This window comes from Pseudomonas sp. SG20052, assembly GCF_031766055.1.
GTDB classification, from domain to species: Bacteria; Pseudomonadota; Gammaproteobacteria; order Pseudomonadales; family Pseudomonadaceae; genus Aquipseudomonas; species Aquipseudomonas mandelii.
On record NZ_CP134498.1, the window covers coordinates 5,168,989 to 5,183,777 of the forward strand.

Annotated in this window: 14 protein-coding genes and 2 pseudogenes; 8 read left to right on the plus strand and 8 right to left on the minus strand. The window is 58.4% G+C overall.

The genetic code is table 11. From position 1 onward, the window contains the following. The first annotated feature begins 200 nt into the window (after positions 1-200). The gene (locus RHP74_RS23780) at positions 201-1,232 is read left to right on the plus strand and encodes a LacI family DNA-binding transcriptional regulator (protein WP_010457329.1); all 1,032 of its coding nucleotides are present in this window, start codon (positions 201-203) and stop codon (positions 1,230-1,232) included. Between the two features lie 104 nt (positions 1,233-1,336). On the opposite strand, the gene RHP74_RS23785 is transcribed toward RHP74_RS23780, so the two are convergent. Next, positions 1,337-2,209, minus strand: coding sequence for a LysR family transcriptional regulator (locus RHP74_RS23785; protein ID WP_077748683.1), 873 nt, complete (start codon positions 2,207-2,209; stop codon positions 1,337-1,339). A 121-nt stretch (positions 2,210-2,330) separates the two neighbouring features. Here RHP74_RS23785 and RHP74_RS23790 point away from each other — a divergent pair, with 121 nt between their 5' ends. The 3 genes from RHP74_RS23790 (at position 2,331) to RHP74_RS23800 (ending at position 4,169) form a co-directional block, all read left to right on the plus strand. Beyond that, a complete protein-coding gene (locus RHP74_RS23790) occupies positions 2,331-2,762 on the plus strand; it encodes a PACE efflux transporter (protein ID WP_010457335.1) in 432 nt (143 codons plus the stop codon). A 57-nt stretch (positions 2,763-2,819) separates the two neighbouring features. Next, entirely contained in the window at positions 2,820-3,452 is a 633-nt protein-coding gene (locus tag RHP74_RS23795) for a glutathione S-transferase family protein (protein ID WP_010457337.1), read from the plus strand. 162 nt (positions 3,453-3,614) lie between these two features. Then, positions 3,615-4,169, plus strand: coding sequence for a hypothetical protein (locus tag RHP74_RS23800; protein ID WP_077748727.1), 555 nt, complete (start codon positions 3,615-3,617; stop codon positions 4,167-4,169). 70 nt (positions 4,170-4,239) lie between these two features. Here RHP74_RS23800 and RHP74_RS31470 read toward each other — a convergent pair whose 3' ends face one another. Further along, positions 4,240-4,812 carry a methyl-accepting chemotaxis protein gene (locus RHP74_RS31470; RefSeq protein WP_238706180.1) on the minus strand — a complete coding sequence of 191 codons (573 nt, stop codon included), beginning with the start codon at positions 4,810-4,812 and terminating at the stop codon, positions 4,240-4,242. Between the two features lie 27 nt (positions 4,813-4,839). Continuing rightward, a pseudogene (locus tag RHP74_RS31475) lies at positions 4,840-5,559 on the minus strand (PAS domain-containing protein); the annotation flags it as partial. 824 nt (positions 5,560-6,383) lie between these two features. Here RHP74_RS31475 and RHP74_RS23810 point away from each other — a divergent pair. Next, entirely contained in the window at positions 6,384-6,863 is a 480-nt protein-coding gene (locus RHP74_RS23810) for a GNAT family N-acetyltransferase (protein ID WP_010457343.1), read from the plus strand. Between the two features lie 54 nt (positions 6,864-6,917). On the opposite strand, the gene def is transcribed toward RHP74_RS23810, so the two are convergent. The 3 genes from def to RHP74_RS23825 all read right to left on the minus strand — a co-directional run bounded on the left by def (position 6,918) and on the right by RHP74_RS23825 (position 8,773). Then, positions 6,918-7,457, minus strand: a complete 540-nt coding sequence (gene def / locus RHP74_RS23815) for a peptide deformylase (protein ID WP_083375900.1) — start codon at positions 7,455-7,457, stop codon at positions 6,918-6,920. After that, the gene (locus RHP74_RS23820; protein WP_010457347.1) at positions 7,454-8,410 is read right to left on the minus strand and encodes a YihY/virulence factor BrkB family protein; all 957 of its coding nucleotides are present in this window, start codon (positions 8,408-8,410) and stop codon (positions 7,454-7,456) included. Before RHP74_RS23820 ends, def begins: the two co-directional genes overlap by 4 nt. A 171-nt stretch (positions 8,411-8,581) precedes the next feature. After that, positions 8,582-8,773, minus strand: a complete 192-nt coding sequence (locus RHP74_RS23825) for a CsbD family protein (protein WP_010457349.1) — start codon at positions 8,771-8,773, stop codon at positions 8,582-8,584. A gap of 199 nt (positions 8,774-8,972) precedes the next feature. Between RHP74_RS23825 and RHP74_RS23830 the strand changes: the two genes are divergently transcribed. Beyond that, on the plus strand, positions 8,973-9,350 hold the full coding sequence (locus tag RHP74_RS23830) for a hypothetical protein (RefSeq protein ID WP_010457352.1): 378 nt from the start codon (positions 8,973-8,975) through the stop codon (positions 9,348-9,350). Between the two features lie 202 nt (positions 9,351-9,552). Here the strand turns inward: RHP74_RS23830 and RHP74_RS23835 are convergent. Continuing rightward, positions 9,553-10,880, minus strand: a pseudogene (locus RHP74_RS23835) (AMP-binding protein). 383 nt (positions 10,881-11,263) lie between these two features. Next, a complete protein-coding gene (gene fadD2, locus RHP74_RS23840; protein WP_010457356.1) occupies positions 11,264-12,952 on the minus strand; it encodes a long-chain-fatty-acid--CoA ligase FadD2 in 1,689 nt (562 codons plus the stop codon). Positions 12,953-13,187: 235 nt separating this feature from the next. On the opposite strand from fadD2, the gene RHP74_RS23845 reads away from it, so the two are divergent. Then, entirely contained in the window at positions 13,188-14,132 is a 945-nt protein-coding gene (locus tag RHP74_RS23845) for an alpha/beta hydrolase (RefSeq protein ID WP_010457358.1), read from the plus strand. A gap of 41 nt (positions 14,133-14,173) precedes the next feature. After that, on the plus strand, positions 14,174-14,644 hold the full coding sequence (locus RHP74_RS23850) for a MaoC family dehydratase (RefSeq protein WP_008151121.1): 471 nt from the start codon (positions 14,174-14,176) through the stop codon (positions 14,642-14,644). The last annotated feature ends 145 nt before the right edge of the window (positions 14,645-14,789 follow it).

The window sequence follows — 14,789 nt, forward strand, 5'->3', positions numbered from 1 at the left end:
GCAGACAGCGCTACCTTTGCCAGTTATGACGCTTGAGCAAAAGCAGAAGTTGCCGACGCCTTCTTGTCATTTTTGTGGGTTGCAGCATGTTCGTTCCCAATGCCAAAAAGCGGGGATCAGGCAAACCCCGCTCACGCATTTGCAGCTGCATCGAGACAGCGCTACCTTAGTGCCTCGAATTTTGTTTGGCAAGCCGTCCGATGATCTCCACTAAAAACGATAAGAATACGCGCACCACTGGCCGCCCTACCCTGAACGAAGTGGCACGCCTGGCCGGTGTCAGCCCGATCACCGCCTCCCGCGCCTTGCGCGGCGTCAGCACGGTGGCCACCGAACTGGTGGAAAAAGTGCAGAAAGCGGCCCTTGAACTCAACTACGTGGTCAACCCTGCCGCCCGCGCCTTAGCCTCGGCCCAGAGCCATTCAGTGGTGGTTTTGGTGCCTTCGCTGTCCAACCTGCTGTTCATCGATACGCTGGAAGCCATTCATCAGGTTTTGCGCCCCAAGGGCTTCGAAGTGCTCATCGGCAACTTCCATTATTCGCGCGATGAAGAAGAAAACCTGCTGCGCAATTACATGGCGTATCAGCCTCGCGGTTTGCTGCTGACCGGTTTCGACCGCACCGAAAGTTCGCGACGGATGATCGAGGCGAGCAACATTCCGTGCGTGTACATGATGGAACTGGACAGCGCCGCCGGGCTCAATTGCGTGGGTTTCTCGCAACTCGCGGCGGGTGAAACGGCGGCGCACCATTTGCTGTCACGTGGGCGCAAGCGCCTGGCCTACATCGGCGCGCAGCTGGATCAACGCACCTTGCTGCGCGGCGAAGGTTTCCGCAAAGCCCTGCAAAAGGCCGGTTTGTATGACCCGGACCTGGAAGTGCTGACGCCGCGTGCCTCCTCCGTCGGCCTGGGGGGCGAACTGTTCCTGCAACTGCTCGCCAATCATCCTGATGTCGATGCCATTTTCTTCGGCAACGACGACCTGGCCCAGGGCGCCCTGCTTGAAGCGATGCGTTGCGGGATCAAAATCCCCGAACAAGTGGCGATCCTCGGTTTCAACGACCTGCCCGCCTCGGCGCACATGGTCCCGCGCCTGAGCAGCATCAGCACCCCGCGCGAGGCGATTGGCCGACGTTCGGCGGAGTTGATGTTGACCTTGCTGGCGGGCAACACCGTGGCGAAACCGGTGCAGGACATGGGGTTTGAGTTGAAGGTGCGCGAAAGTACCTGACCCAGGTTGGCACGAGCCTACTTGCGATGGCGGTGGGTCAGTCACCATCAATGTTGACCGTCAGGTCCTCATCGCGAGCAGGCTCACTCCCACAAGGGATTGCCTCAGCGACCCATCAGTTCGACGAACGCCATTGCGCCTTTCTGCAACGGCTGGCTCTTGAGCCATACCGCGTGCACCGGCAGCACCAGACCGTTCTCGATGTTGCGGAAACTCAGGCGCTTGAGTCTTCCGGCATCGAGTAACGGTTGGACCACCGACAACGGAAAATTGCCCCAGCCCAATCCGGCTTCGACCATTTCCAGCGCCATGGCGAGGGTGTCGGTGCGCCAATAGGATTCGCCCACCAAAGGCCGGGTTTCGCTGATCGGCAGGTCGCGACTGGCAACGATGATTTGCCGCACGTGAACCAGATCCTCCAGAAACAAATCCTCGCCCTGAAACAGCGGATTGTCCGCTGCTAGCGTGGCGATCACGCGCTCGGTGCCGACGAACTGGAATCGCTCCAGTACGTTCATGCTCAACCCCGCGAAGGCCAGGCAAACGCTGACGCGACCGCTGTGGAGCATCGCCAGCACATCGTCCTGGGGCGCGCTGAGCAGTTCTATCTCCAGGAGCGGATGACGCTGGGCGATGACCTTGATCGCGGCCAGCAAATGGCGCTTGTCGAGGTCTGCCACGACGCCAATGGACAACTTGCTTTCCAGCCCCAGCGACAGCTCGATCGCATGCACCTGCAGCTGCTTGAGCTGTTCGGCGATCAACCGCGCGTGCGGCACCAACGCACTGGCCATCGCCGTCGGCACCGGTTCGCGATGGCTGCGATCGAACAGCGGATATCCGAGCTCGGCTTCCAGGTTGGCAATGCCCATGCTCACCGCCGACGGCACTTTGCCCAGCGCACGCGCCGCCGCCGAAAACGAACCGCGCTCGATCACGGCCAGGAACAACTCGATGCTGTCGCTGTTGAAATTCATTCCTCGTCCTATCAATAAAACTGAAAGCTGCTGACTTTTTCTGTCAGTACTATTGAAGCTATCTTTCGTCGCCTTCGCCAGTGCTGCTGGCTTCAAGTTCGCGAGAAAGAGGCAAAACTCCATGCAAGGCGTTAAACGCAAACTGGTCTACGTGTCGCTGTTCGAAGTCTTTGGCATGACCTTCTCGACTCTGGGCCTGGCATTGCTGTCCGGCACCTCACCCGGCAGCACCGGGCCGTTGGCCGTCATCATCACCACCATCGCAGTGACCTGGAATTTCATCTACACCACAGTGTTCGAGCGCTGGGAACGTCGTCAGCCATCGCGCACCCGCACCGTTAAACGGCGCATCGCCCATGCCGTGGGATTTCAACTAACCTTGATAGTGTTTCTCATCCCGCTGATCGCCTGGTGGATGAACATCAGCCTGGTGCAGGCTTTCCTGCTGGACCTGGCGCTGATCATTTTCATCCCGTGCTACACCTTCGCGTTCAACTGGCTGTTTGATCGCACATTTGGTTTGCCCGCCTCGGCGTTGCCGGATCCGGTTTGAAAACCGCGCAATGTCTGTCAGATTCCTGAAGCGTCGAATCGCTAACGGAGTAGCTCAATGGAACATGCACTGAAGATTTTGGGTAAGGCGTCGTCCATCAATGTCAGAAAGGTCCTGTGGACCTGTGAAGAACTGGGCGTTGCCTACGAACGCGAGGATTGGGGTAGCGGTTATGCCTCAACCCACACACCGGAGTTTCTGCGGCTCAATCCCAACGCGCTGGTGCCGGTGATCATCGACGACGCTGGAGTGCTGTGGGAGTCCAACACCATCTGCCGTTATCTGGCCGGCAAACACCAGAACACCGATCTGCTCCCCCACGAACCGGCCGCGCGCGCTCGGGTCGAGCAATGGATGGATTGGCAAGCCACTGAACTCAATGCCTCATGGAGCTATGCGTTCACGGCATTGGTGCGCAAAGATCCGGAGTTCCAGGACCCGCATCACATTGCTGCCGGTGTACGTGGCTGGAACCAGAAGATGGGCATCCTCGAACACCAGCTCGCGGCGACCAAAGCTTACGTCGCCGGGCCACGCTTCACCCTCGCCGACATTGTCATCGGACTGTCCGTCAACCGCTGGCTGATGACCCCGATGGAGCGGCCCGATTACCCGGCCATCGACGAGTATTTTCAGCGACTGGCACAACGTCCGGGGTTCCTCAAGTTCGGCTGCAATGGCCTGCCTTGATGCCCTGCCTTGTTTGCCGCCAAGCGGCAAAGACTAACCGCAGAACCCACGTCACCCCCTCGGCCAGCACTCACTAACTGGTTGATTTATAGTTGTTTTTTCTTATAGGCATACTATTTGCTCAAAGCACCGCACCACAACTACCTGCAAGGTCTATTCATCATGTTGGTCAGTGCCAAACAACAAACGTTAATGATCCCGCTCTCCAAGAAGCCCGGCGATGATCCTGCGGCTGAAGCCGCTGCCGGCCTTCAGGGGGCGATGCTGCAAACGTTGCAAAGCAACGTTCAGGCGCAAACCGCGCAGGTGCAGACTTCCGCCACCCGGGACGCCACCCGGCAAGTCAGCGAGGCGAGCAAAATAAGCGACAACGTGGATGAAGCGTTCGCCAAAACCCGCGTGCAATTGCAAGCGCTCGAGTCTCTCCAACTGCCGGCCGATGTTAAAGCCAGGGTCACGGACAGCGCCGCCATGAGCGACTTCAAGGACTACATGAGCAAAACGCCGGAGCAGCGCCTGCGCGACAGCATTCTGCAAGAGATGGGGCTGACTGAAGAAGAAGTACAAGCCATGCCACCGGAGAAACAACAGGCGATCGCCAAAGAGATCGCCGAGCGCACGGAGGACAAGGTCAAACTGGCGCAGGTCGAGAAAGAAAACGCCAACAGTGAGAAAGGCAGTAGCCAGGTGGTCGACAAGTTCCTCGCTTCGCTTTAACGGCAGGGAACCCTGCGCTTCATGCAGCAACCGGCACAGCCGGCTGCTACAAGAGACGCGACGCGATCAGTCAGTTCAACTGCAACGTTTCGTTGAACTGACTGATTGCATCTACTACATGCCGCGACCCTTGCTGAATCTCCAGGATCACCTCCCCCGCCTCGTTCGCCAGTTCCACCCCAAGTCCGGTTCGGCTCAAGCTCGACTGCATGCTGGTCACCGCGCTCAACGACAGGTCATGGTTCTTGCGCACCACATCGACGATCTCCAGCGTCGCCTGACTCGTGCGTGCCGCGAGGCTGCGTACTTCATCGGCGACCACCGCAAAACCCCGCCCATGCTCGCCGGCCCGGGCCGCTTCAATGGCTGCATTGAGCGCCAGCAAGTTGGTCTGGTCGGCAATGCCGCGAATCGTCTGCACGATGGTGCCGATGATGTCGGACTGTTTGCTGACGGCATCAATACTGAGCGCGGCTTCGTTCAAATCCCGGGAAATATCCTGGATGATCTGCACCGTTTGCTGCACCACCTGAGAACCTTTCTGCGCACAAGCGTCGTTTTGCACCGACGTGCTGTGCGCCGACTCCGCAGCGGTTTGCAACGTGGCGATTTGCCGGGTGATGTCGCTGGCAAACTTCACCACTTTGTAGAGCCGGCCCTTGGCGTCGAACAAAGGGTTGTAGGACGCTTCGAGAAACACGGTATGGCCGTGTTTATCTTTGCGTTCAAAACGATGAGAGTGATACTCGCCGCGATTGAGTGATGCCCAGAACGCTTTGTAAGCCGACGACTCGGATTCGGCGCGGTGGCAAAACAGGCTGTGGTGTTTCCCCACCACTTCGTTGAGCGAGTAATGCATCGTCTTCAGAAAGTTATCGTTGGCCGTGATGACGTTGCCCTCGGGGGTGAACTCGATCACCGCCATGGAACGACCTATGGCGGCGAGCATGCTTTCTTCTTCGTGTTCCTTGTAAACCCTGGCGGAGATGTCAGTGGCAACTTTAATCACGCTTTTAACCTGACGGTCGGGACCGAACACCGGCATGTAACTGGCTTCGAGCCAGACCTCCTTGCCGCGCTTGTTCAAGCGCAAGAAGCTCCCGCCCACCGGTTCGCCACGGGCCAGGTCGCGCCACAACTTCGCGTAAGCCTCGCTGCGATAAAAAGCTTCCTCGCAAAAGATCCGATGATGTTTGCCGCGCACTTCGTCGGCGCTGTACCCCATGACACTGCAAAAGTTGTCGTTGGCATCCAGCACGATGCCGTCCGGCGTGAACTCGATCATCGCCATTGATCGACTGACCGCCGCCAACTTGGCGTTGGCTTCGCTCAACGCGCAGCTATAGCGCTCGATTTCCAGCAGGTCAGCCTTGTGATGTAGGTTAAACATGGTCGTATCACCTTCAGCGCGTTCTTTTGATTGATGAAAGGTCTTTGGTCTTTCAACGGATCCACCACAACGTTCTATGGAACAGGCACACGCGTTCCTCCACGGGAGGAAGTGTCAGGTGATCAATGATGTTCAATCGGAGTGTCCATGCAGCAACGCACTCATCAAGACATCCTTCTCTTGATAGCCCGGGACCGGGCCAGCCCTAACGGTTTCATAAGTAATTCCCTTTACCGGCCAGCTCCTTGTTACTCCCTGTCGGCGCCTTGGGTTGGGCACTCTTGCTGCGCCATCTTTCATATGGCGAGCGACATGGGTAGTTAGAAGTCAGCGTAGACAGTCGATAGAGGGGCGCAAGGCCACTAGTCGGCCAGTATTGAGGACAAAATCGGTTCAGCGAGGCAAATCAGGAATGCCTGTAGCGCTGCAGCGCATCAAACGAACTCGCAGTGTCTGCCCGTGGGCGACATCGAAGTAATGGGGCATGGCGTCGCTCAGACCGGGGCCCCGTCCCCCTCTGTGCAATGGCGCAGGGAAATCTTGCGGATTATTGGGTTACTTCTTTAGGCATGCAGCAGGAGCCCGAAGACCGGGCTCCCTTGTGGCGAGATCAATGACCGAACACATCCACCTTCTTGGCCTTCTTGTCTGCGCGCTTTTCATCGGCGGTTTTCGCCGGTTTCTTCTTTGCCGCTTTTTTTGAATCCATGCCTTTGGCCATGATACGTACTCCACTCATACGGGATGTGAGATCAGGTATACACCTATCGCCGGCCGCGCGTTCTTTTATAATCACCCGCTTTGCGCACCGACAGATCGAACCCATGCCCGACACCCAGTACACCCTGCTCGCCGAGCCGTTATGGCCGTTGATGAACAAGTTTTATCGCGCCCACCAATCGTCGATGAAAGCGGTTCGCGACGCTCAGCTGTGGGTCGCCAGACGCGAGGAGATCATTGGCGCGCTGTGTTTGCGGCCGGTCTCGGGGGGGCATTGGTTGACGGGGTTGTTCGTCGATCCGGCCTGTCGCGAACAGGGCATCGCGGCGGCGTTGATCGCCGAAGCGGTGCGCGGTCTCGACCAACCGGTCTGGCTGTTCTGCCACCCGGACTTGCGGGGTTTTTATGAACGCCGAGGGTTTTCCTTCGATCCGCCAATGCCCTACGCCATGACCGAACGGTTGAGCCGTTATGCCCGCAGCAAACCGATGATCGCCATGGGCCTGGAACCGTCTGTGAGTTCGACATGTAGGAGCGAGCCTGCTCGCGAAGGCGGCGTGTCATTCGACATCATCGGTGAATGACCCGCCGCCTTCGCGAACAGGCTCGCTCCCACCGTGGTTTGTGGTGTTTACGCCTCAGTCGTCGGCGTTAGGGTCAAGGTCGGGGAACATCACTTCGGTGAACCCGAATTGGCTGAAGTCGGTAATCCGCGATGGGTACAACCGGCCGATCAGGTGATCGCATTCATGCTGCACCACCCGCGCATGGAATCCTTCGGCGATCCGCAAGATAGGCTGGCCCTTGGGATCGAAGCCTTCGTAGCGAATCTGCTGATAACGGTCTACCGCGCCGCGCAGGCCGGGCACTGAGAGGCAACCTTCAAAGCCCTCTTCCATCAGCGAGTTCAAAGGTGTGATCAGCGGGTTGATCAGAATGGTCTGCGGCACCGCTTCAGCGTCCGGGTAGCGTTCGCTGTGTTCGAACCCAAAGATCACCAGTTGCAGATCGACGCCGATCTGCGGCGCAGCCAGGCCGACGCCACCGACGCTTTCCATGGTCTGGAACATGTCGTCGATCAGTTGCCACAACTCAGGGCTGTCGAACATCTCGGCCGGCACCGGCGGAGCAATGCGCAGCAGGCGTTCATCGCCCATTTTCAGGATTTCACGGATCATTTTATGGTTTCGTCAGTGTGCGGCTTGATCGAGTGATCCCGACCCAGTCCGGAAACGTGGTGTTTGGGTTCGTGATCGAGCTCACCGGGGACTTTTTCACCGTCATTCTTGCCTTCGGTCGACATGTGCTCGATCACTGCATTCATCTCCGCGCCCAGCAACAGCACCGCGGCGGAAATATAAAAATAGAGCAGCAACACGATGATCGCGCCGATACTGCCATACATGGCGTTGTAGTTGGCGAACTCCTTGACGTACAGGCCAAAGCCCACGGAGGCAAGGATCCACACCACCACCGCCAGCACCGAACCTGGGGTGATAAAACGAAACTCTTGTTTAACGTCCGGCATGACGTAATAAATCAGCGCCACGGCCACCATCAGCAAAATCACCACCACGGGCCAGCGCACGATGGTCCACAGGGTCACGATGAAGTCTTCCATGCCGACTTGCGCGGCAATCCAGCCCATCAGTTGCGGCCCGAGCACCATCAACGCGGCGGCGATCAGCAGCATGCCGGCGATGCCAACGGTGTAGATGATCGACAGCGGAAAACGCTTCCACGCGGGCCGGCCTTCGACCACGTCGTAGGCGGCGTTCATCGCGCTCATCATCAGCCGCACGCCAGCGGATGCGGTCCACAGGGCAATCACGATACCAATCGACAGCAAGCCACCCTTGGACTGCTGGAGTTGGTCGATCACCGGGTTCACCTGCTCCAGCGCCTGGGGCGGCAGGACCAGTTCCGATTGCAGACGCAGCCACGAGAAGAAGTCCGGCAGGTGCAGGAAACCGATCAGAGCGATCAGGAACAGGATGAAGGGAAATAGCGAAAACAGCATTTGATAGGCCAGCGCCGAGGCATAGGTCGACATCTCATCGTCGACGAACTCGGTGACCGTGCGCATCATCACACGGTGCAGGCGCAGGCCTTTCATGTGGGGGAAAAACATTAGCGTCTCCTTTCGCCGCAGGTTGGGTTGAAGTCGAGGCGACTCAGGGGCCGTTTTCTACATCAAAGTAGCCTACTTGGCGACTTTGAAACAATTTCCGTGCGCAAGTTCAGGCTGACACAAAAACGGCCATCCGTGGATGGCCGTTCATGTTGTTCATCAAAGGCCGAATCAAGCCTTGTCGACGCCTTTCTTAATCGCGTCCTTGGCTTTGCCGACCGCTTGCTGGGCCTCGCCTTTTCTTTCCTGCACGACGCCTTCTGCGCGCATTTTGTCATTACCGGTGGCCTTGCCGACGCCTTGCTTGACGTTGCCGGCGGCTTCGTTGGCCATGCCTTTTACTTTATCGCCAGTGCTGCTCATGGTGTTTCTCCTGTGAACAATTCAACGGAAAAAGTCGTTACACAAAGATTGACCGGGGGCATTTGCGTGGAGTTTCATTTATTTCACGGCGACATTTCATCGTTCAATGCAGGTTGGGCTTTATGTTTGCCGACCAACCCCCGAGAATGCGCAACGTATTCAGGCCATGGCGCTGAAGATCCAATCCCGTAGGAATGTTATGAAACTCGATAAAAAGCAGGCCATTGCCCGCAGAAACCAGGAACTCGGCGGTGCTGTGCTTGGCGTCAACAACTGCCATTTCACCGAATTGAACCGCAACCGCAACATCTGGTGGTTCGATATCCCGGTGGCGCGCCTGGCCATTGGTCAGTACGAATGGGTTCACCTGCTGATGCACACGCCGGAAACCGACGAACTGCTGCACTTGAAAGTGCCGACGGTGTTCCTGCGCGAGAAGCTTGAAGGCCTGGTGGTGCGCAACGAAGGCAAGCGCAAAGCCGCCTTGAGCCTGGAGCTGAGCGCCGACAAGGACTCGTACCTCCAGGACATGCGTCCGGCGGGCACCAACGTCAATTTCGCGCCGTTTCGCCTGTAACTTTACACATCCCCTGTGGCGAGGGAGCTTGCTCCCGCTGGGCCGCGAAGCGACCCCAAATCAGACGCTGCGGTATTTTTGGTGTATCTCCATCGACTGGGTGACGACTGCTTCGCAGTCGAGCGGGAGCAAGCTCCCTCGCCACAAAAGCGGTCCTGATAGCGTTAAAAAAAAGCCCCGCATCTGCGGGGCTTCTTGTTTGTTACGCGCCGACTTTCCTGGCGTTGAGCTTCTTCAGCTCTTCGTCGCGCAATTCGCGGCGCAGGATCTTGCCGACGTTGGTGGTCGGCAGCGCATCGCGGAACTCCACGGCGCGCGGGACCTTGTAACCGGTGACGTTCGCACGCATGTGCTCCATCACCTGCTCCTTGTCGATGGAACCGGAATACCGATGGTGCCGATCTGGATGTGCTGGATCGGGTTTACGGTGGCGACCGGGCTGGTTTCGGTCATCCCGTAACCTTCGCAGATGGCGCAACCGGTGACCGCTTTCCAGCGCTCGGCTGCCGCCAGTTGCAGGGCCATGCCGCCGGACAGGGTGACTTTCAGCGCCGAGAAGTCCAGCTTGCGGAACGCTTCGTTGTTGCACAGCGCCACGAACAGGGTGTTGAGGCCGACGAAGCCGCTGAACTTCCACTTCGACAGTTCTTTGACCATCGCCGTCAAATCGCGCGGGTTGCTGATCAGGATGTTGTGGTTGCCGATCAGCATCATCGCCATGCAATGAAAGGTGAAAGCATAGATGTGGTACAGCGGCAGCGGCGTGATCAGGATCTCGCAGCCTTCGTTGAGGTTGGAACCCATCAGCGCCTTGCACTGCAACATGTTCGCCACGAGGTTGCGATGGGTCAGCATCGCGCCCTTGGCTACGCCGGTGGTGCCGCCAGTGTATTGCAGGACGGCAACGTCGCTGCTGGCCGGGTTGGCTTCAGCCACTGGCTGGCCGTGGCCCTTGCTCAGCACGTCGTTGAACTTGATCGCCTTGGGCAAGTGATACGCCGGGACCATCTTCTTCACGTACTTGATGACGCTATTGACCAGCAGGCGCTTGAGCGGTGGCAGCAGGTCGGCCACTTCGGTGACGATCACGTGCTTGACGCCAGTTTTCGGCACGACGATTTCGGCCAGATGCGCCATGTTGGCCAGGCAGACCAGGGCTTTGGCACCGGAATCGTTGAATTGGTGTTCCATTTCCCGCGCGGTGTACAGCGGGTTGGTGTTGACCACGATCAGCCCGGCGCGAATGGCACCGAATACGGCGACCGGGTACTGCAACACGTTGGGCAGTTGCACGGCGATTCGATCGCCCGGCTGCAAGTCGGTATGCTGTTGCAGGTAAGCGGCAAAGGCACCGGACAATTCGTACAGTTCACCGTAGGTGATTGTCTTGCCCAGGTTGCTGAATGCCGGTTTGTCGGCGAAGCGCTGGCAGGAACGTTTCAACACTGCCTGAATATTCGGATACTCGTCTGGATTGATCTCGGCAGCAATCCCGGCAGGGTACTTATCCTTCCAAAAGTCTTCGTTCATGGAAGCCCACTCCTCAGCAACGCGAATTCAGCACCGCATTTGATGCGATTATTATTGGTGTGTGTTTGTCGGTGAATCTAGCGCTTTCATAAGCCCGAGACGTCACAAAGCGCGCCGAGAGTAGCAGCTTTGCCAAGGGTCGACTAGAGCCAAAAGCGGCCTCTACGGTCACAATTGTGACTCAAGAATTGCTAGCGGTCATTTTAGAGCAAAAATTCTATACACCCCTGAAAAGCCTGTGAAACCGGGGGCTTCAGATGTTTAAAAGCTTCGCGGGCAAGCCTCGTTCCTGCAGGCTCGCATCGTTCGCTGACTTAATGAACGACACGAACCTGCAGGAACGAGGCTTGCCCGCGAACGCGCGAAGCGCGGCCATTCACCGACTACGCGATATCCCGCAACTCCCGCCGCAGGATCTTGCCCACCGGCGTCATCGGCAACGACTCCCGCAACACAATGTGCTTGGGCACTTTGTACGCCGTGAAGTTTTCCTTGCAGTACGCCTTCAGCTCTTCAAGGCTGACCCCTGATTCGCGGGCCACCACAAACAGCTTCACCGCCTCCCCCGAACGCTCGTCCGGCACGCCGATCACCGCGCAGTTGGCGACTTTCGGGTGAGCCATCACGATGTCTTCGATCTCGTTCGGGTACACGTTGAAGCCCGAGACGATGATCATGTCTTTCTTGCGATCGACGATGCGCACAAAACCGTCCGGGTCGATCACCGCGATATCGCCGGACTTGAACCAGCCTTCGGCATCCAGCACCTCGGCGGTGGCTTCCGGTTTCTGCCAGTAGCCCTTCATGATCTGCGGGCCCTTGATGCACAGTTCGCCTCGCTCGCCCAGCGGCTGCTCGACGCCTTCATCGTTGATCACTTTCAGGGTGGTGCCCGGCACCGGCAGGCCGACCGTGCCGATCCGCGATTTGTCGCCGTAGGGGTTGGTGCAGGCCACCGGTGAGGTTTCGGTCAGGCCATAACCCTCGGTGATGCGGCAGCCGGTGAGCTGTTCCCAGCGCTCGGCGGTGGCCTTGACCAGCGCGGTGCCGCCGGAGTTGGTGAGTTTGAGGCTGGAGAAATCCAGGGTCTTGAAGTCTGGGTGATCCATCAATGCAACGAACAGCGTGTTAAGCCCCAGCAGTGCCGAGAACCGCCAGTTCTTCAGCTCCTTGATGAAGGCGCCGATGTCGCGTGGATTGGTGATCAGCACGTTGTGGTTGCCGGTCACCATCATGCACATGCAGTTCGCCGTGAAGGCATAGATGTGGTACAGCGGCAGCGGCGCGATCATCACTTCCTGACCTTCGCGCAGCAATGGCTGACCGTCGCTGCCGAACTGTCCGAGGCATGCCCGCGCCTGTTGCATGTTCGCCACCAGGTTGCCGTGGGTCAGCATCGCGCCCTTGGCCAGGCCGGTGGTGCCGCCGGTGTATTGCAACACCGCGATGTCGTCGAGGCTGACGTTCAGCGGCTTGATGCCCAGGCCCCGGCCCAGACGCAGCGCGCTCTTGAAGGAAATCGCCTGGGGCAAGGAATAGTCCGGGACCATTTTCTTGACCTTGCTCACCATCGTGTTGACCAGCCAACCCTTGGCGGCAGGCATCAGGTCGCCCATCTTCGCTTCGATCAGGTACTGGATGTCGGTGTCGGGTAGCACTTCCTGGACCTTGGCCCCGAACATGTTCAGGTACACCAACGCCCGGGCACCGGAGTCCTTGAACTGATGACGCATCTCCCGCGCGGTGTACAGCGGGTTGGTGTTGACCACGATCAGCCCGGCGCGCAAGGCACCGAACACGGCAATCGGGTAATGCAAAACGTTGGGCATCTGCACCGCGATGCGATCCCCCGGCACCAAGTCGGTGTGGGCTTGCAGGTAACCGGCGAACGCCAGGCTGTAGCGTTCCAGTTCGGCGTAGGTCAGGGTCACGCCCATGTTGCTGAAGGCGGGGCGATCAGCGAATTTCTTGCAGGAACGCTCGAACACCTCAAGCACCGACTTATAGGCCCCAAGGTCAATATCCAGGGGCACGCCGGCCGGGCGTTTGTCATTCCAGAAATCAGGTTGCATTGTTCTTGTCCTCTTTACCTGAGCCTATCCGGGCCGCTTTTCTGTCACTTTTGTAAAAGCGGGGCTTCACGGACACTAGCAGCTATGGCGAATCAGGCAAATATGCCAATGGGCGTCATTGACCGCGTGAATCTTGCTGCAGCGGCGTGGCCTGATCATACGGCAAGCGCTGGATGCGCTATACAATGCATCGAGGCTATTTTCATACCCGGCAGCCCCATGCAAAGGAATCGCCATGATCCACGACACTTTCTGGCTGACCGCGAGTGACCGCAGCCGCCTCTTCGTCAACCAGTGGCTGCCCGATCCGCCTTTGAAAGCCGTGATTCTGCTGGCCCATGGCATGGCGGAACACAGCGGTCGCTACGCCCGCCTGGCGGAAAAACTCTGCGCGCAGGGTTACGGTGTCTACGCGCCGGACCTGCGTGGACATGGCAAAACTGCCGAAAACGGGACACTCGGCCATTTCGCCGATGACGATGGCTGGTGCAAAGTGGTTGGCGATCTGGCGAGCCTCAACCAGCACATCGGCCAGCAACATCCTGGCGTGCCGATCGTGCTACTCGGCCACAGCATGGGCAGCTACATCGCCCAGGCCTACCTTCTGCATCACAGCGCCAGCCTGCACGGTGCGGTGCTCAGCGGTTCGAACTTCCAGCCCATCGCGCTCTATCGCGCGGCACGTCAGATTGCCCGTGTCGAAAAACTGCGTCAGGGGCCCAAGGGCCGCAGTGCGCTGATCGAGTGGCTGTCGTTTGGCTCGTTCAACAAAAAATTCAAACCGGTGCGCACGCGTTTCGACTGGCTCAGCCGCGATCCGGCGGAAGTCGATCGGTACGCCAACGACCCGCTCTGCGGCTTTCGTTGCACCAATCAGCTGTGGATCGATTTGCTCGGTGGGTTGCAGCAAATCAGCAAAGCGTCCAATCTCGCTCAGATTGATCCGGGCCTGCCGTTGCTGGTGATTGGCGGTGAATGTGATCCGGTGAGCGAAGGCAAACGTCTGAAGGATCTGGCCGATGCACTACGCGCGGCTGGCAGCCAGAACCTGCAACTGACTATTTACCCGCAGGCACGGCATGAACTGTTCAACGAGAGCAACCGCGATGAAGTGATCAATGACGTGTTGAACTGGATCGCCCAGGCGCTGAGCCACCGCCGGCCACCCAGATCGGAATAGTTTTTTTGTGGATTTTTTATTCGTCACAGGAATTGAAACAGATGACCCAGGTTACCAACACCCCATACGAAGCCCTCGAAGTCGGCCAGACCGCCAGCTACAGCAAGACGGTCGAAGAGCGCGACATTCAGTTGTTCGCCGCGATGTCGGGTGATCACAACCCGGTGCACCTGGACGCGGAATTCGCCGCCGGCACCATGTTCAAGGAGCGCATCGCTCACGGCATGTTCAGCGGTGCGCTGATCAGCGCGGCCGTGGCTTGCGAGTTGCCTGGGCCGGGGACTATTTATATCGGTCAGCAGATGAGCTTTCAGAAGCCGGTGAAGATTGGCGACACCCTGACCGTGCGCCTGGAAATCCTCGAGAAACTGCCGAAGTTTCGTGTGCGGATCGCCACGCGGGTGTTTAACCAGCGCGATGAATTGGTAGTGGATGGCGAGGCCGAGATTCTGGCGCCGCGCAAGCAGCAGACGGTGACGCTGCCTACCCTGCCGGCGATCAGCATCGGCTGATTCATCTCTCACCTGTGGCGAGGGAGCTTGTCGGAACGCCACACCGTCCCGTTGGGGTGCCCAGCGCCCCCAAATCAGGCGCCGCGTTTGATCTGATCAACCGCGGCGTTAGTTTTTACGACTGCTTCGCAGCCGAGCGGGATGG